Annotated in this window: 19 protein-coding genes; 9 read left to right on the forward strand and 10 right to left on the reverse strand. The window is 57.3% G+C overall.

The annotated features are described in order from the left end of the window. Window positions 1–119: 119 nt before the first annotated feature. Window positions 120–1,049, reverse strand: a complete 930-nt coding sequence (locus FIV08_RS14940) for a D-2-hydroxyacid dehydrogenase (protein ID WP_152438917.1) — start codon at window positions 1,047–1,049, stop codon at window positions 120–122. A 74-nt stretch (window positions 1,050–1,123) separates the two neighbouring features. Between FIV08_RS14940 and tmpT the strand changes: the two genes are divergently transcribed. The 4 genes from tmpT (at window position 1,124) to FIV08_RS14960 (ending at window position 7,001) form a co-directional block, all read left to right on the forward strand. Continuing rightward, window positions 1,124–1,783, forward strand: a complete 660-nt coding sequence (tmpT, locus tag FIV08_RS14945; protein WP_152438918.1) for a thiopurine S-methyltransferase — start codon at window positions 1,124–1,126, stop codon at window positions 1,781–1,783. Window positions 1,784–2,206: 423 nt separating this feature from the next. Further along, entirely contained in the window at window positions 2,207–4,129 is a 1,923-nt protein-coding gene (locus tag FIV08_RS14950) for a PrkA family serine protein kinase (RefSeq protein ID WP_152438919.1), read from the forward strand. A 26-nt stretch (window positions 4,130–4,155) separates the two neighbouring features. Beyond that, window positions 4,156–5,445 (forward strand): YeaH/YhbH family protein, encoded by a 1,290-nt coding sequence (locus FIV08_RS14955; RefSeq protein WP_228715558.1) that lies wholly within the window; start codon window positions 4,156–4,158, stop codon window positions 5,443–5,445. Further along, window positions 5,442–7,001 carry a SpoVR family protein gene (locus tag FIV08_RS14960; RefSeq protein ID WP_152438921.1) on the forward strand — a complete coding sequence of 520 codons (1,560 nt, stop codon included), beginning with the start codon at window positions 5,442–5,444 and terminating at the stop codon, window positions 6,999–7,001. The genes FIV08_RS14955 and FIV08_RS14960 overlap by 4 nt, the downstream gene beginning before the upstream one ends. Before the next feature lie 29 nt (window positions 7,002–7,030). On the opposite strand, the gene FIV08_RS14965 is transcribed toward FIV08_RS14960, so the two are convergent. The 4 genes from FIV08_RS14965 to FIV08_RS14980 form a co-directional block, all read right to left on the reverse strand. Further along, complete coding sequence (locus FIV08_RS14965; protein ID WP_228715432.1) at window positions 7,031–9,133, reverse strand: TonB-dependent receptor family protein; 2,103 nt, start codon at window positions 9,131–9,133, stop codon at window positions 7,031–7,033. Window positions 9,134–9,215: 82 nt separating this feature from the next. Further along, complete coding sequence (locus tag FIV08_RS14970) at window positions 9,216–11,357, reverse strand: TRAP transporter large permease subunit (protein ID WP_216646152.1); 2,142 nt, start codon at window positions 11,355–11,357, stop codon at window positions 9,216–9,218. Between the two features lie 3 nt (window positions 11,358–11,360). Then, window positions 11,361–12,500, reverse strand: a complete 1,140-nt coding sequence (locus tag FIV08_RS14975) for a putative solute-binding protein (RefSeq protein ID WP_152438922.1) — start codon at window positions 12,498–12,500, stop codon at window positions 11,361–11,363. A 96-nt stretch (window positions 12,501–12,596) separates the two neighbouring features. Then, the gene (locus FIV08_RS14980) at window positions 12,597–13,496 is read right to left on the reverse strand and encodes a bile acid:sodium symporter family protein (protein WP_152438923.1); all 900 of its coding nucleotides are present in this window, start codon (window positions 13,494–13,496) and stop codon (window positions 12,597–12,599) included. 212 nt (window positions 13,497–13,708) lie between these two features. Between FIV08_RS14980 and FIV08_RS14985 the strand changes: the two genes are divergently transcribed. Then, complete coding sequence (locus FIV08_RS14985) at window positions 13,709–15,181, forward strand: WS/DGAT/MGAT family O-acyltransferase (RefSeq protein WP_228715433.1); 1,473 nt, start codon at window positions 13,709–13,711, stop codon at window positions 15,179–15,181. 23 nt (window positions 15,182–15,204) lie between these two features. Here FIV08_RS14985 and FIV08_RS14990 read toward each other — a convergent pair whose 3' ends face one another. Beyond that, on the reverse strand, window positions 15,205–15,897 hold the full coding sequence (locus FIV08_RS14990; RefSeq protein ID WP_152438924.1) for a Crp/Fnr family transcriptional regulator: 693 nt from the start codon (window positions 15,895–15,897) through the stop codon (window positions 15,205–15,207). A gap of 108 nt (window positions 15,898–16,005) precedes the next feature. On the opposite strand from FIV08_RS14990, the gene FIV08_RS14995 reads away from it, so the two are divergent. Continuing rightward, a complete protein-coding gene (locus FIV08_RS14995; RefSeq protein WP_152438925.1) occupies window positions 16,006–16,776 on the forward strand; it encodes a class II aldolase/adducin family protein in 771 nt (256 codons plus the stop codon). Window positions 16,777–16,787: 11 nt separating this feature from the next. Beyond that, window positions 16,788–18,164, forward strand: a complete 1,377-nt coding sequence (locus FIV08_RS15000; RefSeq protein ID WP_152438926.1) for a GntP family permease — start codon at window positions 16,788–16,790, stop codon at window positions 18,162–18,164. A gap of 9 nt (window positions 18,165–18,173) precedes the next feature. Here the strand turns inward: FIV08_RS15000 and FIV08_RS15005 are convergent, their stop codons facing one another. Further along, complete coding sequence (locus FIV08_RS15005) at window positions 18,174–18,803, reverse strand: TetR family transcriptional regulator (protein WP_058092709.1); 630 nt, start codon at window positions 18,801–18,803, stop codon at window positions 18,174–18,176. Window positions 18,804–19,001: 198 nt separating this feature from the next. On the opposite strand from FIV08_RS15005, the gene FIV08_RS15010 reads away from it, so the two are divergent. Together FIV08_RS15010 and FIV08_RS15015 are read left to right on the forward strand one after the other, a co-directional pair. After that, a complete protein-coding gene (locus FIV08_RS15010; RefSeq protein WP_152438927.1) occupies window positions 19,002–20,108 on the forward strand; it encodes a ferredoxin reductase in 1,107 nt (368 codons plus the stop codon). A gap of 48 nt (window positions 20,109–20,156) precedes the next feature. Next, on the forward strand, window positions 20,157–21,248 hold the full coding sequence (locus FIV08_RS15015) for a fatty acid desaturase family protein (RefSeq protein WP_058092707.1): 1,092 nt from the start codon (window positions 20,157–20,159) through the stop codon (window positions 21,246–21,248). Here the strand turns inward: FIV08_RS15015 and FIV08_RS15020 are convergent. Genes FIV08_RS15020 through FIV08_RS15030 form a run of 3 tightly spaced genes read right to left on the reverse strand, consistent with a single transcriptional unit; the run spans window position 21,236 to window position 22,343 of the window. After that, a complete protein-coding gene (locus FIV08_RS15020; RefSeq protein ID WP_058092706.1) occupies window positions 21,236–21,673 on the reverse strand; it encodes an RrF2 family transcriptional regulator in 438 nt (145 codons plus the stop codon). The genes FIV08_RS15015 and FIV08_RS15020 overlap by 13 nt on opposite strands. A gap of 29 nt (window positions 21,674–21,702) precedes the next feature. Beyond that, window positions 21,703–22,095: a YbaN family protein gene (locus FIV08_RS15025; RefSeq protein ID WP_228715434.1), complete on the reverse strand. Its 393-nt coding sequence runs from the start codon at window positions 22,093–22,095 to the stop codon at window positions 21,703–21,705. A gap of 23 nt (window positions 22,096–22,118) precedes the next feature. Then, the gene (locus FIV08_RS15030; protein ID WP_072676454.1) at window positions 22,119–22,343 is read right to left on the reverse strand and encodes a hypothetical protein; all 225 of its coding nucleotides are present in this window, start codon (window positions 22,341–22,343) and stop codon (window positions 22,119–22,121) included. Window positions 22,344–22,366 lie beyond the last annotated feature (23 nt).

Genomic DNA, 22,366 nt, shown 5'->3' on the forward strand with positions numbered 1-22,366 from the left:
TTTTGTTGTTATTCGGGTTTTGCGCCATGAAAGCAGATTGCGTCAACGATCGCGTCATACACCTGTCATGTTCGAAGGGGTGAACGAGGGGGCGTAAGTTCTCCGCCCCCGGCAGGAGCCTACCGTGCAAGATTGCCAGCAGTGATCTCCACAATCCGCTGACGGGCCTCGCGGCTGGCCCAGGCGGAGTGGGGAGTGAGAATCAGATTCGGAATATCCTCCGCCAGCAATGGATTCCCATTTCGTGGCGGCTCCTCAGTCAACACATCAAAGCCCGCCCCGGCGATCTCGCCTTTGCGCAGGGCCTCCGCCAGCGCCACTTCATCTACCAGACCTCCCCGGCTGGTGTTGATCAGCAACGCTGTGGGTTTCATCAACCCCAGTTCCCTCTTACCAATCATATTCCGGGTTTCGTCGGTCAGCAGGCAGTGCAGAGACAGTATGTCGGCCTGCGCCAACAGGCTGTCCAGCGGAACCCGGGAATAACCATCGACCTCTCCGGGCTCCTGCCCCGGCCGACAACCCAGCACAATGTTCATACCAAAGGCCTTTGCCCGTTCCGCCACGCCCTGGCCCAAGTCGCCATAACCGACAATACCCAGGGTTTTGCCCTCCAGCTCCATAATCGGGTAATCCATCAGGCAAAACATATCACTCTTACCCCAGGTACCATTTCTGGCATCCCGATCGTAATCCAGCAACCGCGTAGCCAGCGCCAGAATCAGCGCCATAGTGTGCTGGGCCACAGTGGAGCGGCCATAGTTGGTCACGTTCATCACGGTGATGCCATGTTCCTTTGCTGCCGCCAGGTCAATGTTATTCAGGCCCGTGGCCACCACCGCAATCGTCTTCAACTCCGGGCAGGCTTCAAAATGCTCGCAGGTCAGCACCACCTTGTTCACCAGCACGGTATCAAAACCCTGAATCCGCTCCACAACCTGCTCAGGCGAGGTTCGGTCATAACAGGTCAGGCCACCGGTCACCTGCTCCAGCGGAGACAGATCCACATCACTGCCAAGGGTTAGGGTATCCAGAAAGACCGCCTTCATACTTTTCTCCCAACTCATGATCGGCACAGATTAAGGTAGACTGGGTAAAACGAGCAAATTCAGGGAGGCAAACCATGGAACACGAATTCTGGCACGAACGTTGGGAAAAGAGCCAAATCGGCTTCCACGAGGGCACGGTAAACCAGTACCTGCACGACCACTGGCCGGAACTGGCCGGCCAGGGCACCGAAGCCGTGTTCGTACCCCTGTGCGGCAAAGCCCATGACATGTGGTGGCTCCACGACTGCGGCCACCCCATCATCGGCGTGGAACTCAGCGATATCGCCTGCAAAGACTTCTTCGAAGAAGCCGGCGAAAAAGCCAAGGTCCATCCGGGCGAGCCTTTCACCACGTTCAAACACGACGACCTGCAAATCTGGTGCGGCGACTTCTTCCAGCTGGTGCCCGATGACCTCAAACACATCCGCCTGGTCTACGACCGCGCAGCGCTCATCGCCCTGCCCCCGGAAATGCGCAAAGGGTATGTGGACCACCTGACCGCCATCATCCCGGACGGCACCAGAATCCTGCTGATCACCCTCGATTACGACAGCAAGGAAATGCAAGGCCCGCCGTTCAACGTCAGTGATGAAGAAGTGTTCCAGCTTTATAGCGAGGATTACGAAGTCAACCACGTACTCAAACGCGACATGGCCCACGACAACCCCTTCGCCAAGAGAAGAGGCCTGAGAAACGGCGCCGCAGAAAGCGTGTTTACACTAATAAAGAAATAAGTGGCCCACCGCAGTCCAAAAGCGGCCCCTTCGAGGTCTCGATCGACGTATGCCGGGGCAGGATTTTTTTGGGCAAACTGAATGTCTGAGCAAAGCGAGTTTCAGTTTGCCCAAAAAAATCCTGCCCCGGTGTACGTCAGCCCCCCAACCCAGGATGCCCAGAAGGCCACCAATCCGATACGCCCCGTAACATAATTTAATGAACCTTAGGTGAACCCCACCTGTCCAACCCCCGAACTCTGAACTAAGCTCAAATTAAGCAGGCCGGAAAGCTCCGGATAACGTATACCTGTTTAACAGAACCATCCCATCAACCTATCAACCAGAGCACACCGCCCGGACCGGCGGCGTTTCAGCAACGGGGATATTGCGTGAGTTGTTAAAGTGGTTTTATAACAAGCAAGAGCAAGCGAGGGGCCATCTATGAGCATTCTGCAGCACTTCAAAGACCGGTATGCATCCACTCAGGAGGAAGAATACTCCCTTGAGGAATACCTGGAGATCTGCAAAAAGGACCCAACAGCCTACAGCACCGCCGCCGAGCGAATGCTGATAGCCATAGGCGAACCAGAACTGATCGACACCTCCCGTGACCCTCGCCTGTCACGCATTTTTTCCAACAAAGTCATCAAACGTTACCCGGAATTCTCCGAGTTCTACGGCATGGAAGAAGCCGTGGAAAACATCGTGTCGTTCTTCCGCCACGCCGCCCAGGGCCTGGAAGAGAAGAAGCAAATTCTTTACCTGCTCGGCCCAGTGGGGGGCGGTAAATCCTCCCTGGCGGAAAAACTCAAGGCACTGATGCAGAAGGTGCCGTTCTATGCCATCAAAGGTTCGCCGGTCAACGAAAGCCCCCTGGGCCTGTTCGACCCGGACGAAGACGGCCCGATTCTGGAGGAAGAGTACGGAATTCCCGGCCGTTACCTGAAAAACATCATGTCGCCTTGGGCCGTCAAACGCCTGCATGAATACGGCGGCGATATCAGCCAGTTCCGCGTAGTAAAGCGTTACCCATCGGTACTCGACCAGATCGGCGTGTCCAAGACCGAACCCGGTGACGACAACAACCAGGACATCTCTGCGCTGGTGGGCAAGGTCAACATCCGCATGCTGGAAGACTTCTCCCAGGACGACCCGGACGCCTACAGCTTCAGTGGCGGCCTGTGCAAGGCCAACCAGGGCCTGATGGAGTTTGTGGAGATGTTCAAGGCCCCCATCAAGGTGCTGCATCCGTTGCTGACCGCCACCCAGGAGGGCAACTACAACACCACCGAAGGCATGGGTTCAGTCCCCTTCGACGGTGTCATCCTGGCCCACTCCAACGAATCCGAGTGGCAAACCTTCCGCAACAACAAACACAACGAAGCCTTCCTTGACCGGGTATACATCGTCAAGGTGCCCTACTGTGTCCGGGTCACCGAAGAAATCGAGATCTATCGCAAACTGTTGAAGAACAGCTCACTGTCCGGCGCGCCCTGTGCACCAGACACCCTCGACATGCTGGCCCAGTTTTCGGTGCTGTCGCGCATCAAGGATCCGGAAAACTCCAGCATTTTCTCCAAGATGAAGGTGTACGACGGCCAGAGCATCAAAGACACCGACCCGAAAGCCAAGTCCATCCAGGAATATCGGGACGCCGCCGGGGTGATGGAAGGCATGGACGGCTTATCTACCCGCTTCGCATTCAAGATTCTGTCCAAGGTATTCAACTTCGACACCACCGAAGTAGCAGCCAACCCGGTTCACCTGCTGTACGTGCTGGAAAAACAGATCGAGCAGGAACAGTATCCGTCTGAGATTCAGGAAAAATACCTGAGGTTCATCAAGGAATACCTGGCACCGCACTATGTGCAATTCATCGGCAAGGAAATCCAGACCGCCTATCTGGAAAGCTACAGCGAATACGGCCAGAACCTGTTCGACCGTTACGTGACCTACGCCGACCTGTGGATACAGGACCAGGAGTTCCGGGATCCGGAGACCGGGGAAATTCTGGACCGCGCCTCCATCAACGACGAGCTGGAAAAAATCGAGAAGCCTGCGGGCATCAGCAACCCGAAAGACTTCCGCAACGAAGTGGTCAACTTTGTGCTGCGGGCCAGGGCCAACAATCAGGGCCAGAATCCCAGCTGGCTCAGTTACGAGAAGCTGCGCAGCGTCATCGAGAAGAAGATGTTCTCCAACACCGAAGACTTGCTGCCGGTGATTTCCTTCAACCCGAAAGCCAGCCAGGAAGACCAGAAGAAGCACAAGCAGTTTGTCGAACGCATGGTCGAGCGTGGGTACACGGAGAAGCAGGTCCGCTTGCTCGCCGAGTGGTATCTGCGTGTGCGTAAGTCCCATTAACGGCCAGCGGGAGCAGTACCATGGGTATGACCCACATAGTCGACCGGCGACTGAACGGTAAAAACAAAAGCGCGGTGAACCGGGAACGGTTCCTGCGCCGCTACCGCCATCACATCAAAAAAGCGGTGTCTGAAGCGGTTCAGAAACGTTCCATCACCGATATTGAACGGGGTGAGAAGGTCAGTATTCCGGCCCGGGATATACAGGAACCCATTTTCCACCATGGCCCCGGTGGCCGGCGGGAAGTGGTGCATCCGGGCAATCAGGAATGGGTAGCCGGTGACACCATTCCCAAACCTCCGGGCGGTGGCGGCAAAGGTCAGGGGCAAGGCCAGGCCAGTCCGGACGGTGAAGGCATGGATGAATTTGCCTTCCAGATCACTCAGGAGGAATTCCTGGAATTCCTGTTTGATGACCTGGAATTACCCAACCTGGCCCGCAAGAAACTCAAGGATACTGAAGCCTTCAGTTACGTACGCGCCGGGTTCACCAGCCAGAGTGTGCCCGCCAAGCTGGATGTGGTGCGCTCCCTTCGGGGCGCCCATGCCCGCAGGCTCGGTCTCGGCGGCGCCCGAAAGAAAAAAATCAAGGATCTGGAAAAGCAGCTGGAAGCGCTGAGAAGCGCGCCTGAAGATCTGGACCCGGCATTCAGCCACGAGGACCAGATAAAGGTGCTGGAAGAAGAAATTGCGCGCCTGAAAGCCAACGTCAAACGCATTCCGTTTATCGACGAAATCGACCTGCGTTACCGCCAGCACCAGAAGCAACCGAAACCAGCCACCAGCGCCGTGATGTTCTGCCTGATGGACGTATCCGGCTCCATGACCCAGATGCACAAAGACATCGCCAAGCGCTTTTTCATCCTGCTGTATCTGTTCCTGAAGAAGAATTACAAGAAGATTGATGTGGTGTTTATCCGCCACCACACCAGCGCCAAGGAAGTGGACGAAGAAGAATTCTTCTACAGCCGGGAAACCGGCGGCACCATTGTTTCCAGCGCCCTGAAGCTGATGCACCGGATCATCGAAGCTCGATACTCGCCGGCGGAGTGGAACATCTACGCCGCCCAGGCATCGGATGGTGATAACTGGAACGATGACTCCCCGGTTTGCAGCAAGCTTCTGACCAACAGCATTCTGCCGCTGGTGCAATATTATTCCTATATCGAGATTACCCCCCAGGATCACCAGATGCTCTGGTACGAGTACGAGAAAATCCTGGAACAGTTTCCCCAGAGTTTTGCCATGCAACAGATTGCAGACCCTGGTGATATTTACCCGGTATTCCGACAGTTGTTCGAGAGGAAAGCGGCATGAGCAGCCTGATTGATCGCCCGAACGCACCGGAGAGCGAACAACCCAAGGCAGGAACGCCCATTTCCACGGGCTCGGAGTGGACCTTTGAGCTGATCCAGAAGTACGACGAGGAGATTGCCAAGTGCGCCGCCGAGTTCGGCCTGGACACCTACCCTAACCAGGTGGAAGTGATCACCGCAGAGCAAATGATGGATGCCTACAGCTCCGTGGGCATGCCTGTGGGTTATCACCACTGGTCTTTCGGCAAGCAGTTCCTGCAGACCTCCAAGGGATATCAACGCGGGCAGATGGGGCTGGCCTACGAGATTGTGATCAACTCCAACCCCTGTATCGCCTACCTGATGGAAGAGAACACCCTGCCCATGCAGGCGCTGGTGATTGCCCACGCCAGCTATGGCCACAATTCGTTCTTCAAAGGCAACTACCTGTTCCGCACCTGGACCGATGCCAGTGCGATCATCGACTACTTGGTGTTCGCCCGCAATTATGTCGCCGAATGCGAGGAGCGCCATGGCGTGGATGCGGTGGAAGAGATCCTGGACTCTTGCCACGCCCTGATGAACTATGGCGTGGACCGCTACAAGCGCCCGGCGCCCATTTCCGCCGCCGAGGAAGCCCAGCGCCAGAAAGAGCGGGAAGAATACCAGCAACGGCGCATCAACGATTTGTGGCGCACCATCCCGAAACCAGAGGAAGATGACGACCCGATCAAGCGCAAGCCCCGGTACCCGGAAGAGCCCCAGGAGAACCTGCTGTACTTCATCGAGAAGAACGCGCCCTTGCTGGAGACCTGGCAACGGGAACTGGTGCGCATTGTGCGCAAGCTGGCCCAGTACTTTTACCCGCAACGCCAGACCCAGGTAATGAACGAAGGCTGGGCCACCTTCTGGCACTACACCCTGTTGCATCGGATGTACGAGAAAGGCCTGGTGACCGACGGCTTCATGCTGGAATTCCTGCAAAGCCACACCGCCGTGGTGTACCAGCCACCATTCAACAGCCCCTGGTATTCCGGCATAAACCCCTACACTCTGGGCTTCTCCATCTTCACCGACCTGCGCCGCATCTGCGAGAACCCCACTGCTGAAGACCGGGAGTGGTTCCCGGACATCGCTGGCAAGGACTGGCTGGAAACCGTGCACTTCGCCATGCGCAACTTCAAGGACGAAAGCTTTATCCAACAGTTCCTGTCGCCCAAGGTGATGCGGGACCTCAAACTGTTCGCCATCGAGAACGATGACGAGGAAGACCACTACATGGTGACCGCCATTCACGACGACCCGGGTTACCGGCCGTTGCGGGAGAAGCTGGCGCGCCAGTACAACCTCAGTTACCGGGAACCGAACATACAGGTGTGGAATGTGAATGTGCGGGGCGACCGCTCACTCACCCTGCGGCATATTCCCGTGGACCGGGTACCGCTTGGCAAGGAAACGGACGAAGTGCTGAAACACGCCCACCGGCTGTGGGGCTTTGATGTGCACCTGGAAAGCGTGGATGATGGCAAGGTAGTTGAGGAACATCACTGCCCACCCAGAGGCGCTGAAGAGGAGTGACCACAATGGGCCACCCCTGAGATCACAAATCAGAAAGTCAATTCAATGCCCGCATAAAAAGTTCTTCCGGCGCCGGGTTCAAAGTAACCTCTGTCCTCGATGGGCCGGTTTGCGTTGGCATTAATGCGCACATTGCTGAAGTAATCCTCATCCAGCACATTCCGGACACCGGCGTAGAGATTGAGCGTCTGATTACCCAGGCGCACGGAGTCACCCGCGCGGGCGCCCAGCAACCAGTAATCGCTAACCTTGGTCTGGTTGCTGTTCTCGGCATAAAAGCTGCCAACGTACTGCCATTCCAGCGCTGCGAACCGGCCAGCCATACCCCGCCACTCCAGTTCAGACACCCAGAGCGTGCCGGGCAAGCCGGGGATCTCATTGCCATCAGCCTCATTGCCCTGTTCGTCAGTGAATTCGCGCAGCTCGTAGTCTGCCAGGGTCAGTGCTGTGGTCGCCCGCCAGGCATAGGAGATATCCCAGCCCAGGCCCAGTTCAACACCGTTGCGCCGGGTTTCGCCGGCATTTTCGTAGAAGGTACGGCCATCCAGTTCGTAGGGCAGGATTTCATCCTTAACCCGGATGGAGAACAGCGCCAGGTCATAGCTGAGCGCGTTGCCCCATAAACCACGAACACCGATCTCCCGGTTCAGCGCCTTTTGAGGTTCCACATCCGGGTTGAAGCCCCCGGCACCGGAGGGGTTGGCAAACTCGGTAAACGTGGGCGACTCAAACGCCGTGCCAACGGTGGCGTATACCTGATGCCGGGGCGCCAGGCGATAGCTCAGGCCAACCACGCCGCTGACTTCCCGGAACGTTCGGCTGCCGGAATCATCACCATCTTCAAGCCGGTCATCATCGACCGACAGGCGTAGATGATCCCAGCGGGTCCCGAGCGAAAAATTCAACCGATCCGTCAGCGCCAGATCCCCTTGGGCGAATACAGCCACATTTGTCGCGTTCTGGGTTTCTGCCTGGGTTTGCCCGGTAATCTCGCCCATGGGTGACACCTGGTAGCGCCGGCGGTCATCCGACTGCCGGTGGACATCCGCACCGGTAACCCAGGTCAAAGGTCGCCCGGCCAACTCGGAACCTTGCTGGTACTGGGAACTGATTCCGTAAAAATGGCGGTCATAGGCCACTCGGCTGGCGCCGGGAAAAGGCAATTGCTGGGCGAAATCCCGATGACTGTAAAAGGTGTTCACGGTCACCTCACCGGGCAATACTGCGGCATCCTGATACTGCAGCCCCAGGGTTTGCTGATTCACCGTCTGGCCGCTGTCCAGCCGCTTGGCCATAAAGGTGGCCTGGTTTGGGTCTTCCTCTACCTGGGCCAGGGTCAAGCCACCCGGGTCCTGGGCTTTCGGGTTATGCAAGGCGTTGAAGGTGGCGGTCAGCTCACGCTCCGAATCCAGCTCGTGGGAAATGCGGGCGTTGAACAGACCCTTTTCCGCCTGACTCTGTTCCCGGTGGCCGTTTACATTCATCCAGGACAGCGTTGCGATGGCACGGGTGTCGCCGCGAACGCCATTACCCTGAATGGCGGCCTTGCGGTAATCATCGCTGCCGCCGTCAAGGCGCAGCCGGGCACCGGGGGGCAAATCATCGCCACGGGCGGTGGTGATATCCAGCACGCCACCCGCTGCATTGCCATACTGCACAGAGGATGGGCCCCGAATAACCTCAATACGCTGGGCGGAATCCAGATCAATGGCATCAATCTGAGACTGGCCATCCGGCAAGGTATAGGGAATGCCGTCAACCTGAATGCGGATACCGCGAATACCAAAGGGCGCGCGAGCCCCAAAACCCCGGGTCGACAGTCGCAGATTCTGGGCGAAGTTATAACGGTTCTGGAAGAACAGGCCAGGCACGGTATTGAGGGATTCGTCCAGTTGCAGGCGCTGCTGGCCCTGGCGGATGGCGGGAGCGTCCACTACGCTGACCGCAGCGGGGGTATCGTACAGGTCACGAGCCAGGCGAGGTGACGTCACTTCCAGAACGATTTCCCCGATCGCCTCGTCCTCGTCCGCAACCTGTGCCGCCAGCTCGCTTGACGGCATCATGACCGACACAACTGCGAACATCATCACCAACCGCTGTGAGTAAACATGCCCCCGGGCTTCCTCATTCACTTCGCTTCCCCCCCTGCCATCAGTTGCATGATACGTACCAGCCGCGAACCCGATCACATCCGCGCAGGCCTGAGCATAACGACTAAGCTGGAGACTGAATACCCAACAATAGTTGGAATATTGTGCTCCCAAAGGCTGGCAGGTAAGTCACCATCAACAGCGTAGTGCCCATGACCAGCACCGGAAGAATGAAGCGGAAATTGCGCTGCCAGAAGGTACCATGCAGGCTCTCCGGCGATGTGGGCACACCCACCACCTGACGAGTCAGCAAATGGTTGAGCGCCACCGGTGGAGTCAGATACCCCATTTCAAATGCCAGCACGGTCATCACCCAGAAGTGAAGCGGATCAATGCCATTGTTCAGGGCGATGGGTGCCAGCGTGGCGTTCACCAACAGTACCGCGCCATAGGGGTCCATGATCATGCCTATAAACACAAGCAAAGCCATCAGCAGCGTGAGTGTCAGCCACACCGATCCCAATTGTTCAGGGAATAACTCGAGCAGGCCCGAACGTTCGATCAGGCCGCCGACACTGACGGACAGCGCCATTAACATCAGCAGGGCACCGATCAGGGCACTGGATTCGCGGGTAGCGCGCAACACAGCAGGTGAAAAGCCGCTTGCCAGCGGACCACGGGCATCCTCCGGCAAATCATCAGCGTCCGGATCCGGTGATCTGAGCACCCAACGCTCGAACGCTAGCACCAGCAGTAAAATCAACGGCAGAATGGCTGGCGCAGAGAACTCATCCAGTCCACGATTCAGCAGTAGATTCCACAGCAGAATGACGCCCGCGAAAATGGCCACGTAAGGCAGCAGTGGCAACAACGCACGCAGCATGCCGGGCACCGCCTCCCGCAGTGGGGCGATCTCTCCTTTCGACGGCCCGCCAATCAGGAACACATAAATCGCGTACACCGACGCGGTCAACAACAATACCCTGGCGCCGGCGCTGAACATTTCGTCGGTGGTCACACTGTTGTTGAGGGTGGCAACAATGACCACCAGCAGACAGGGACGCAGCATGGTTCCCATGGAGCCGGAGATCGCCGTGGTCGCCAGTGCCAGTTGCTCCGATGTACCTGCGCGCCGCAGCTCCCGGTAAAGAGTAAGGCCCGCCGCCAAAATAAAGATACCGGACGCGCCGCTGAACGCCGTGGGCAAGGCGGTGAGCAACAGCACCGCCACCCCGAGCCATTTCGGAGGCAACCGCCAGGGCCGCAGAACATTGAATACCTTCCTGGGAAGATGGGTGCGCGCCAGCAACATACCCACCCACACGTAGAGCCCAAGATTGAGGAACAATGCCGATAACTCCGCCATCATGGTGAGGTAGACGGCAATACCGTGGTAGAAGCCGTGAAACGCAAACTGGATGGAGGCAGAAATACACATGAAGCTGTAGAGAGGCACGCTCAGCATGGCCCGAGACCAGCTTCTACCCGCGGGAAGGTCATCCCTCCGCCGGCGCAACTGCCAGAGGGAAATCAGGGTAAGCGTGCCAAAACCGGCCACCCAGATATCATGCATGAACAGATGGGCCAGGGGCATGCCGGCGTCTGCCTGGGCCAGCTCCTGTTGCCGATAAAGCCAGGTAGAAGCGGTCAGCAACCCGTTGGCCACCAATTGGGAAACGGTGGCAACCCGATCATCCAGACGACTTTCTACAGGGCGAAGGGCAATGTGCTGGCGCCCCAGAGTGGCGGCCGCGGCACAGAACAGCAACATCAGCCCCAGCAGCACCCGGCGGTTTCCGGTGACCAGCAGTACAGCCTGAGACAGCCCTGTCTCTATCAGAACGAAAGCCTGAACCCCTGGACCATTGAGCGACTGTAAGCGTTCCCAATTAGCAAGACGACTCTCGCAGGCGCGGGATGCGGCCAGCACCGAAGCGCGGACCTGCTCACGGTCGATCTGTTCGCCGAACACATCGGCGAAGGGGTCGGCAGATTTTTCCGCTTTTTTAACCGCAACTGCCTGTTCTACGGCCGCTTCTTCATCGCTCACGACCTGGCAACCCGGCGCACTGACCCGGTCGATCACCCGCAGGTTGAAGTAGTCGGGCCAGGTTTCCCCGCCGATCTCCAGTAACCGCGAATGCAGGGTTTCGCCCACCGAGGCCAACAACGTCAGCACAAGAATCGCCAGCATCGGCACGCTGGCCAGGGTCATTGACCAGGTGCGACTGGCGGATACGGGGGCGGTCCGGGAGTCAGTGGTCATGACTTACTCCACCGGATTACCGCATTCCTCCCGGCTACCGTCAGCGCGGCAACGGATCTTGCGCTGCAGGGTTAACATGTCCCCGCTATAGTAGCCTTGCTCACGCAATTCCAGCCGCGCCGCCTGCATCATCGCATCGTATTCCCGGCGGTCATCAGCGGGAATCCTTATCCACCACTTGTCCGGCACCTTTTCCTCTTCCATCCGGACACGACTGATGATTTCATCCGACCCCTGGAAAAAAGCCTCCCGCACAAGCTGCGCCAGTTCATTGGGGATGACCTCGGCGCGGCCAATCAGCTGCATGGTGATATGGGTCAACGGCAGGTCGATAATGCCACCGTCCGGCTCCAGCCCCTTGTGCAGCTCCAATACCTCATAGGCTGCCAGCGGCGCTGCCAGCACGTCGACCACCCCGGTATTGAACATATTGGGGGCATTAACAATGTCAGCGACCACCGGTGTTGCCCCCACCCCGGAAATCATCTCCGCCTGGGTAGGATCGTAATCCAGCACCACCACTCGCTTGCCGGATGCCTTTGCCAGGGTATTGATACTGCGGTCGTTCACGAACACGTGGGCGGCGCCTGCCGGAGCAATCCCCATCACCACATAACCGTTGCTGACCATGCGATCCGCACTGCGGGGATCGGCCATCAGCTGCAAACCCAACTGCATTTGCTCGTGATCCGGGAAGCCGCCAATCGAATCCAGGGTGCCGGTGTATTGATTGAACAATCGCGCACGCAGCCCACTCATCAGGGCGGCGTCGCAGGTACCGGATTTGAGCTCTTCTACCATCACCGATTCGCTGGTGTAGGGCACCATCTCTACGTTGATACCGTACTGAAGAATTCTGTGCCGCTGATCCTGGGCTGCGCCATAAATAGGGCCGGAGCGCCCAAAGATATCCCAGACACATACTCGGTAGGTCCGGTCTGGATCGGGCTGCAGGCCGGTCAATTCCTGCATGGCGTTGATACGCTGTTCCAGGGGAAGGCTCTGGTCATAAACCTTTGCCCGCAAGTCTTCATTGGCCCAGGTCAGAACCGGGAGGCAAGACATCGCCAAGGTGGTAGCCAGTAAAAGACACCGGGTGATCCAGTGGCAGGAAGGGGGCGTTTGAAGGGCAAGAGGCATCATTATTGTTATCCCGAGCTGAAAATCAGTGGACTCAGGGTAACAGTGATGCCTTCATGCCCCTCTGTCTCTGGCGGCAGCGGGCGGCTGGCAAATATGTCAATCGATTGGCTGGGAGGCGGTGGTCTGCACATTGGATTTGGGAATAATGCTGCGGCCATACACCGCCAGCAAGAACCCGATGGGGAACATAAGCACACCGTATACGGCAGCGGGGATGGACATGGCACTGGATTCCAGCAGCGTCAGGGTAACCATCAGGCCAATGGTCGCGTTCTTGACGCCCAGCTCAACCGCCACGGCCAGTGACTCGCGCTGAGTCAGGCCCGCCGCACGCCCGGCAAGCAGGCCCAGAACAATGCCCACCACATTGAGCATGATGGTTGAAGGGCCAGCCTGCTTCAGCAAATCGCCAATCTGGTCCCGAACACCGAACAGCAGTGCCACAATCAGAACCGCCAGCACCACGCCCCCGAAAATGCTGACCACACTCTCAGCTTTACGTGCCAGCTCAGGCTTGCGAGTGCGCACAATCATGCCAAGAGCCACCGGGAACAACACGATGCCCACCAGCATGCCGATGGTTTTTCCCACTGGTAGCGAGATGTCCTCCGCCGTGCCCATAAAATGCTGCAGGGCCATATTGGCAAACAGCGGCAGGGTTATGATGGTGATCAGGCTGGCTACCACGGTCAGAACAATAGACAGGGCAATGTTGCCCCTGGCCAGCAAAACGAACAGGTTGGATGTGGTGCCGCCAGGGCAGGCTGCAATAATCACTAGCCCTACCGCGATGGCAGGCGACACCCCAAACAGGTAAGCCAGCGCAAACGCAGCCAGTGGCATCAGAAAAATCTGGGCGATGGTGCCGACCACCATGCCACGCGGGTAAACCGCCACCTGGCGAAAGTCCCGAACGGTCAGGGTCATCCCGATACCGATCATGATGATAAAGAGCGCCACCGGCAAACCTGCCGAGATCAGCGGGCTGGATTCCACGAAACCTCCGTCATTCTTTGTTATTCATTGTTTGCAGAGAGAAATTAGCACACTACCCGACAGATCGGCAGCGCCGGATGGCTACATTGTGTAACTGCAAAACCCCGTAAAAGCCAGAACTAAATGGGCGTTTTGATCGTGTGTTACTGCGGTAATCAGTATACTTGCATGTAACAATCAAAAAATGACTAAGTGACGGAGATACACAAGGAATGAAACGTCTCGGAACACTGGACGCCTCATGGTTGGCGGTAGAATCTGAAGACACCCCGATGCACGTGGGTAACCTGCAGATATTCTCACTGCCGGAGGGAGCCCCGGAAACTTTCCTGCGGGACATGGTGACCCGCATGAAGGAAGCAGGAGATGTCGCAGCCCCCTGGGGATACAAGCTGGCCTGGTCCGGCTTGTTTGGGCGACTGGTGGCCCCAGCCTGGAAAATCGACAAGGACATCGATCTCGACTACCACGTGCGGCACTCAGCCCTGCCCCGCCCGGGCGGCGAGCGGGAGCTTGGTATTCTGGTATCGCGCCTGCACTCCAACCCCCTGGATTTTTCCCGCCCGCTGTGGGAATGCCATGTCATCGAGGGGCTCGAAAACAATCGCTTTGCCCTGTACACCAAGATGCATCACTCCATGATTGATGGCATCAGCGGTGTGCGCCTGATGCAGCGGGTGCTGACTACAGACCCGGAACGTACCAACATGCCACCGCCCTGGACGGTACGCCCGGAGCGGCGCCGGGGCAGCAAAACCGATAAAGAAGCCAGTGTGCCGGCGGCCGTCTCGCAAGCCATGGACGCGCTGAAACTGCAGGCCGATATGGCGCCAAGACTCTGGCAGGCCGGTAACCGCCTGGTTCACTCTGTGCGGCACCCGGAAGACGGCCTGACGGCGCCCTTCACCGGCCCGGTCTCTTTGCTGAATCACCGGGTAACCGGTCAGCGCCGTTTCGCCACCCAGCACTATCAGCTGGATCGCCTGAAAGCTCTGGCGCACCAGTCCGGTGGCTCGCTGAACGATATCGTACTGTATCTATGCGGAACGGCATTGCGCCGGTTTTTGCTGGAGCAGGGCCAGTTACCCGACATACCCCTGACGGCCGGCATTCCAGTTAACATCCGCCCGGCAGATGACCAGGGTACGGGTACCCAGATCAGCTTCATGATTGCCTCTCTCGCTACTGATGAAGCCGACCCGCTGAACCGGCTTCAGCAGATCAAAACATCTACCCGACGGGCCAAAGAGCACCTGCAGAAACTTCCAAAAAGTGCACTCACCCAGTACACCATGCTGCTGATGTCTCCGTATATCCTGCAGCTGATGTCTGGACTGGGCGGGCGCATGCGGCCGGTATTCAACGTGACGATTTCCAACGTACCTGGGCCGGAGCGAACGCTTTACTACGAGGGCGCAAAGCTGGAAGCCATGTACCCGGTGTCTCTGATTGCCCACGGCGGAGCCCTGAACATTACCTGCCTGAGCTATGCCGGCTCACTGAACTTCGGTTACACCGGTTGCCGCGACACTCTGCCCAGCATGCAGAAACTGGCGGTGTATACCGGGGAAGCCCTGGATGAGTTGGAGAGCCTGATCCTGCCTCCGCCCGCTAAAACGACAAAGGAAAAACCCCAAAGAAGCAGAAAAGCGCCGAAAGCTACGGGCACCAGAAGCCAAAGCTGATCTCCGGGCAGCCCTCCCCGGCGCTAATCCAGAATCTGAAGGTAATCCTGCAAGGCGGCCGGATCGGTGAGTTCGATACGGCCGTAGGTCAGTTTCAGCAGCCCCCGCTGCTCAAAATGCTTGATCCACTGGTGCACGCCCTGTCGGGTCATGCCCATCATATTCGCTATGTGTTCCCGGGTAATACGGATAGTCACCGGCTCGGTGCCAGCGTCTCCATCGCCCTGAATCTGGGCCAGAAACAGCAACCTCCGGCCAATCCTTGCGGCAACGCCTCGAAGTGCATCGTCCTCGATAATCGACATCGCCGCCCATAAGCGGCGGCTCACCATGTCCAGAACCACCGGATAGCCGTCCGGGTACTTTGCCATCACACCCCGGAATGCATCGCCGGGCAGCTCCACCAGGGTTGTCGCTTCATGAGCCGTGGCGCCGTAAACCCTCTTCATACCGGGAGAAAAAACTGAATCGCCGAACCAGACTCCGGCGTTGAACATGATCAGAGTGGCTTCCCGCCCTGCGGAATTGACGGAACTTATCCGGACCACACCCGAAGCAATCACATTCAGAGTGGATGTGGCGGATCCCTTGTCGTAGATCGGCTCATCCGCATCGAAGGTTCGAACTCGGGCGATCTCGGCCAGGTCGTTGAACGCTCGCGCAGGGAAACCGGCAAACAAGGGACAATCAGCAAGGATCATTTTGATATTGGTCATAACGTTAATTGTAAACAATTTGACAGTCTTGGCCGATCACTTATCCCTACACTCACGGCTAACGAGGATGAACACCACAAGAACAACACCCACAGAGAGAAATGCATCATGTCAGAACAGCTCTCCATTCCGTCAAAGAAAAACAACGTCAGTGAACAAGAGTGGCAACTGCGAGTCGACCTTGCAGCGGCCTATCGCCTTGTGGCACTCCACGGTTGGGACGACCTTGTCTTTACCCACATCTCCGCAAGAATACCCGGCGACGAGCACCACTTCCTGATCAATCCCTACGGGATGATGTTCGAGGAAATTACCGCATCCAGCCTGGTACGTGTTGACCAGGACGCCAACAAAATTGACCCTGACGATTTCGACATCAATCCCGCCGGCTTTACCATCCACAGCGCCATTCATTCGGTGAGAGAAGACGCAGCCTGTGTGATGCACCTGCACACCGCCGATGGCATCGCGGTATCCGCACAACGGGATGGCCTGCTACCACTTTCCCAGCAAAGTCTGTTCGCGCTGGCCAGCCTGTCCTACCACGACTATGAAGGTGTGGCATTAAGGGAGGATGAGAAGGCGCGTTTACAAAGGGATCTGGGTGATGCGAATTTCATGATCCTGCGTAACCATGGCCTGCTGACCACAGGCACCAGTATTGCCGACGCGTTCCTGGCCATGTATATCCTGCAGACTTCGTGTCAGATCCAGATCAAAGCGCTCTCAGGCAACCAGCCACTAACGCCCATTCCACCCGGCATTGTCGATACCATCAAACAGCAAGCCGAACAGGTCACCAAAGGCCTGGGTGGCAAACTGGCCTGGCCAGGATTGCTGCGTAAGTTGGACCGAATTGACCCAGGTTTCCGGGACTGACAGGAGCTCACATGCTTGCAAACCTTGGCCTTCTGGCCGGTCTGATTCTGCTGATTGTGATGGCGTTGCGCGGAATCAACATTCTGGTCGCAGCGCTGGTCTCCAGCCTGATTGTTGCGGTGACCAACGGGTTGGGCCTATCCCCGACCCTGCTGGAACACTTTCCTTTTGGTCCGCTAGGCGCCTTCAGCTTTGCGGGCAAGTTTTTTATCCTGTTCCTGACCGGCGCCATCTTCGGCAAGATGATGGCCTCAAGCGGGGCTGCCGGCTCCATCGCCAATGCCATCACCCGCAGCCTGGGGGCAAAACGTACCATCCTGGTCACCATACTGGTATGCGCGCTACTGACTTACGGCGGTGTGGTGGTCTTTGTGGTGATCTTCACCATGTATCCGCTCGGTGTCGCACTAATGCGCGAGGCCAATCTACCCAAGCGGCTGTTCTGTGGCGCCGCTGCATTGGGCTCTGGAACATTTACCATGACCGCGCTCCCAGGCACGCCCTCCATCCACAATGTTATCGGTGCCTCAGCACTCGGCACTGACCTGTTTGCAGGCGCCCTGATCGGATTGACCGCTGGCGCTGTCATGTTTGTCTTGGGGCTGGTGTACCTGGAGCGGCAGTGGACCCGGGCTCGCGCAGCCGGAGAGGGCTACCAGGTGAATGCCCAGGACGAATACATGGAGAACATGGCGCCCGCGCTGCAGCACGGTCCCAAGTGGCAGCGTAGCATCATTCCGCTACTTCTGGTTCTGGGCACCATCATTCTTCCAAGACTGCTGACTGCACTCGGGATAGCCGATGGGGAAACGCCGTTTCTGGGCACCTTTATTGCGTTCGCCGGCAGCGAGCCGATCGTCTGGCCAAGCTTTGCATTGATGATTGGTGCAGGCAGCTGTGTGTTGCTTTTCCCTGACTTTCGCAGCAAAGCCATGGAAAGCCTTGGCGTGGGTGCTAACGATGCCATCATGCCATTGCTCAACACCGCCGCAGTGATCGGGTTTGGCAGCGTGGTGACTCAGACCACCGGCTTCAACAGCTTCGCACAATGGGTACTGGAACTGCCTCTGCCACCGCTGCTATCTGCATTTGCCTCGGTCAGTGTGGTATCGGCGATTGTAGGCTCCGGGTCTGGCGGGTTGCAGATCTTCATGCAGACTTTCGCGGAGAAATACCTTGCGATGGGTATTGAGCCCGAGACCCTGCACCGAATTGCCACCCTCGGTTCCGGCGGTATCGATTCACTGCCTCATTGCGGCGCGGTGATTGCCATGCTGACCATCATGGGCCTCAAGCACAAGGAAGCCTATAAGGACATCTTTGTGGTGACGGTCGCCATTCCAGTTATCGCCACCTTGGTAGCCATTGGCGTGGCCTCGGCAACCTAGTGTCCCGTCTCAGGCGCTGTCGCTATTCCAGTTGGCAGCGCCGACAAACACCATCTGCAGGAAACGGGTGGTGCGCTTACGCACCTGGCCTATCTGGTAGTCGTCATCTTCCGAGATGCTGAGCAGATCCGTCAGGCTGAAGGCCACGGTTCGCACTACCAGATCGCAGGTTACATCCAGATCGGCGTCACTAAGATGCTCCATTAACCTGAGTCGGCGAAGATCGTTGGCCAGCTCGCTGGCGAAGAAACGCATTTCACTGCGAATCCCCTCCTGTACCGCCCGACTTTCCCCCGCCAGGCCCTGAGCCATAAAAAGGAAGAAACTGCGGTTGGCCTGGGCATGGGCCACGAAGATACCCACAGACTCTTCAATCAGTTTGTCTGCCTGCAACACATTGGCTCGCGCTTCCCGCATCATTCGGCGCAGCACCAGGCCCAGCTCATCCACCAGCTGCAAACCCAGATCGTCCATGCTCCGGAAATGCCTGTAAAAGGATGTAGGCACCACACCGGCCTGCCGGGTGACTTCCCGAATGCCCAGGCTGGCGAAATGCCGTCCTTTACCGACCAGCGCCAGGGCGGCGCTCATCAGTTTTTCGCGGGTTTCCCCAGGCTTGCGCCTTTGCTTGTCTGCCATTCCTCTGCCCGTACCGCCTATACCAGGTTCACAAGTGTACACATTAGACCGGAGAAAGAACCACCAGGCTTGTCATTTCGAGCCAACCATCACGCCGGGTAATTGTTGAAAGTCAAACTTGTGTGTACAGTCGTACACATTAGTGAACACTTGTACACATGCAGTGGAACAAGCACCAACAAGTATGGAGAACCAATCATGCTGGCACGACTTTCAAACACCAAAGCACTTCACTGGCTTGGCCGGCAGTTACTGAACCGGGACAACCCGGCCGGCTATTTCGACCCCCTGGCCGAAGCCATCAACCCGATGTGGGTACAAGAGTACACACCGGCACGGGTAGAGAACATTATTGACGAAACAGCTGACACCAAAACCTTCGTTCTGAAGCCGGCAAAGCGCTGGGCAGGGTTCCAGGCGGGTCAGCATGTGAACATCTGTACCGATATAGAGGGTGTTCGCCGCACCCGCACCTTCAGCCTGTCCAGCTCACCGTTGTTGTGGCAATCCGAGGGGCAGATCACCCTGACCATCAAGCGCCTGCCCGGTGGGCTGGTCACCAACTGGATGCACGACGCCCTGCAACCGGGCGACGTGATTGGGCTTACAGAGGCGTTTGGGGAGTTCCTGATTCCCGAGCCGGCGCAACCCGTGCTGTTCATTGCCGGCGGTAGCGGCATCACCCCTATCCTGAGCCAGCTTCAGACCATGGCCGCAGAGGACTATCGGGCCCCCGTTACCCTGCTCTATTACGTGCGCACCCAGAATGACGTGATCGCCCGGGAAGCACTGCAGGCCCTGGCAGCACGCTGGCCTGCGCTGTCACTGACCATCATCGCAACCAATGAGAGCGACGAGCCGCGTTATCTGCGGGACAGCGACCTGGAGACCGTCGCCGGCATCAAGGCCAGAGAAGTATTCCTGTGCGGACCCAAAGGCCTGATGGACCTGGCCACGGACCTTCTGACCAAGCGCGGCCTGAAGGAGAAGCAGATGCACAGTACCTTCTTTGCGCCCCCGGCACAGGCATCTCTGGATAGCGATCAACTGGGTGGTGAGGTGACCTTTTCCAACAGCAACCTGAAAGTGGGCTCAGAAGGCGATGCCAACCTGCTGGAGATTGCCGAGGCCGCAGGCCTGAAACCCCAGTACGGCTGCCGCATGGGCATCTGCCACCAGTGCAGCTGTCGCAAAACCAGCGGCATCGTGGTCAATCGGCTTACCGGCAAGGTATCCGGCCCGGGTGAAGAGCCTGTTCAACTTTGTGTTTCGGTTCCCCAAGGGCCTGTCGCCCTGGACGTCTAACCCCATTCTTTTGTATTGCGGCGATTATTGCCGCAGGGAGTCATCGATATGAAAAAGCTTAACGAAGACCAACTGAACGAGCTGCAGAAAGATCTGGACGCCATCCGTGACGAGGTCATTGCAGACCTGGGCGAGCGGGATGCCAAGTACATCCGCAAGATCATCCGCCTGCACCGTACCCTGGAAGTGGGCGGCCGGGTGATGATGCCCTTTGGCTTCATTCCACCCGTATTCGTGGCCGCTACCGCAACGCTGGGTATCGCAAAAATCATAGAGAACATGGAAATCGGCCATAACGTCATGCATGGCCAGTACGACTGGATGAATGACCCGGCCCTTAACTCTCAAACCTATGAATGGGACACCGTTTGCACCAGCGATTCCTGGCGCCGGACCCACAACTACGAACATCACACCTACACCAATATCATTGGCAAAGATCGGGACTATGGCTATGCAGTGCTGCGCCTGAGTGATGACGTGAAATGGCACCCGGGCCACCTGTTGCAGTTCATCAACTACATCCTGCTGACCGTGCTGTTCCAGTGGGGCGTCGGCGTACACGAACTGGAGAGCGAGAAGATCCGCCGGGGTGAGTTGCGCTGGCGCGACAAGCTGCCGTTCCTGAAGGATTTTGCCCGTAAGGGCGGCCGCCAGGGATTCAAGGATTACGTATTCTTCCCGCTACTGACCCTGCCTGTCGCTCCTATCGTTCTGGCAGGCAACGTGGGTGCTAACCTGATTCGTAACATCTGGGCATCCACCGTTATCTTCTGCGGGCACTTCACCCAAGATGCGGAGACCTTTACCGAGGAAGAATGCGAGGGTGAAAGCAAAGGCCACTGGTATCTTCGCCAGCTCACCGGTTCATCCAACTTCACCGGCGGTAAGTGGCTGCACGTGTTGAGTGGACACCTGAGTTACCAGATTGAACACCACGTATTCCCCGACCTGCCGGCTCACCGCTACCCGGAGATTTCCGAGAAGGTTCAGGCAGTGTGCGAGAAATACGACATTCCGTACAATACCGGGAGCTTTGCCAAACAGTATGGCACCGTCCTCAAACGTATCGGCAAATTCTCGCTGCCGGACGTGGTAAGAACCCGATTGGAAGGAAAGCGCGAGCTTCAGGCGATCTGAAGCAAGCGCACCAGCTGTGGCCGGTGTTTATCCTGGATGACATCGGCCAGAGTGTATTTGTCGAGTGTTTCAAGGAATGCCTTCAAGGCTTCGGCAAACATGGCCTTCAGGCCGCACACCGGGGTGATCTTGCAGGCGTTCTTTGATGAAAAGCATTCAACAATGCTGAGGTCCTGCTCCGTTTCCCTGACAAGAACACCGATGTTGATCTCATTGGGCGCCATGTGCAGGCGCATACCACCTTTCTTGCCCCGAATGGTCTCGATGTAGCCTTTCTTGTTGAGCTGATGAACCACTTTCATCAGGTGATTCTTGGAAATTTCGTAGCTGTCTGCAATTTCCTGAATGGTGGCCAGACGATCACCCTGTTCAGCCAGATAAATCAGAACTCTCAAGGAATAATCTGTATAGCGGGTGATGTGCATTCATAACTCCATAAATATGACGGAAAACTTTAACAGGATGGCCTCGTGAGCAGATAACCTGCAACGCTCAGCAGGAACAGCCCCGAAACCGTCAATACAAATACCGTTGAACCCAGCCAGACCAACATGCTCCAGCTCAACGCCATCATGGCGCAGGCGAGAATCTTCGCCTTAACCGGAATGGCCCTGCGCTCTTGCCACTGGGCAATTGCCGGGCCGAAAGTCGGGTGTTCTTCCAGCCACCGGGCAAACTCCGGAGACCCTTTACTGGCAAAGTACGCCGCCAGTATGACAAACGGCGTGGTCGGCAACAGCGGAAGAACAACCCCCGCGGCACCAATCGCTACAGACATATACGCAAGTATCCGGAAACCGGTTTTACAGGGGAGTGCTTTCATGGCACGGGTCTCGGAACGATTCATAACTGCATCTATTCTACCGTGAATCAGTGTACGGGTCTGCCCAACTTGCTCAGAAAAGCCAGGCGGGCAACGTAGGCAATTTTCACCCCAACAGCGAACAACAGGGTTCCCATGTGGGCGGCAATTTGCACTGGCAGTGCCAAGGCATCGGCCAGCGGGTAAGCCAGCATCACCGTAAGCAGCAATCCCAGGAACGACACCAGAACCGCGGTATTTGATATGACCAGCCATTTCTCAAAGCGTTCCATAACGCCCTCCACCCAATTACATT

The sequence above is a fragment of the Marinobacter sp. THAF197a genome, from assembly GCF_009363275.1.
GTDB lineage: Bacteria > Pseudomonadota > Gammaproteobacteria > Pseudomonadales > Oleiphilaceae > Marinobacter.

Coding starts and splice junctions, on each gene's coding strand:
- FIV08_RS14940 (WP_152438917.1), bottom strand. CDS start 1,049: ATGAAGGCGGTCTTTCTGGATACCCTAACCCTTGGCAGTGATGTGGAT.
- tmpT (WP_152438918.1), top strand. CDS start 1,124: ATGGAACACGAATTCTGGCACGAACGTTGGGAAAAGAGCCAAATCGGC.
- FIV08_RS14950 (WP_152438919.1), top strand. CDS start 2,207: ATGAGCATTCTGCAGCACTTCAAAGACCGGTATGCATCCACTCAGGAG.
- FIV08_RS14955 (WP_228715558.1), top strand. CDS start 4,156: ATGACCCACATAGTCGACCGGCGACTGAACGGTAAAAACAAAAGCGCG.
- FIV08_RS14960 (WP_152438921.1), top strand. CDS start 5,442: ATGAGCAGCCTGATTGATCGCCCGAACGCACCGGAGAGCGAACAACCC.
- FIV08_RS14970 (WP_216646152.1), bottom strand. CDS start 11,357: ATGACCACTGACTCCCGGACCGCCCCCGTATCCGCCAGTCGCACCTGG.
- FIV08_RS14975 (WP_152438922.1), bottom strand. CDS start 12,500: ATGATGCCTCTTGCCCTTCAAACGCCCCCTTCCTGCCACTGGATCACC.
- FIV08_RS14985 (WP_228715433.1), top strand. CDS start 13,709: ATGAAACGTCTCGGAACACTGGACGCCTCATGGTTGGCGGTAGAATCT.
- FIV08_RS14990 (WP_152438924.1), bottom strand. CDS start 15,897: ATGACCAATATCAAAATGATCCTTGCTGATTGTCCCTTGTTTGCCGGT.
- FIV08_RS14995 (WP_152438925.1), top strand. CDS start 16,006: ATGTCAGAACAGCTCTCCATTCCGTCAAAGAAAAACAACGTCAGTGAA.
- FIV08_RS15000 (WP_152438926.1), top strand. CDS start 16,788: ATGCTTGCAAACCTTGGCCTTCTGGCCGGTCTGATTCTGCTGATTGTG.
- FIV08_RS15005 (WP_058092709.1), bottom strand. CDS start 18,803: ATGGCAGACAAGCAAAGGCGCAAGCCTGGGGAAACCCGCGAAAAACTG.
- FIV08_RS15010 (WP_152438927.1), top strand. CDS start 19,002: ATGCTGGCACGACTTTCAAACACCAAAGCACTTCACTGGCTTGGCCGG.
- FIV08_RS15015 (WP_058092707.1), top strand. CDS start 20,157: ATGAAAAAGCTTAACGAAGACCAACTGAACGAGCTGCAGAAAGATCTG.
- FIV08_RS15020 (WP_058092706.1), bottom strand. CDS start 21,673: ATGCACATCACCCGCTATACAGATTATTCCTTGAGAGTTCTGATTTAT.
- FIV08_RS15025 (WP_228715434.1), bottom strand. CDS start 22,095: ATGAATCGTTCCGAGACCCGTGCCATGAAAGCACTCCCCTGTAAAACC.
- FIV08_RS15030 (WP_072676454.1), bottom strand. CDS start 22,343: ATGGAACGCTTTGAGAAATGGCTGGTCATATCAAATACCGCGGTTCTG.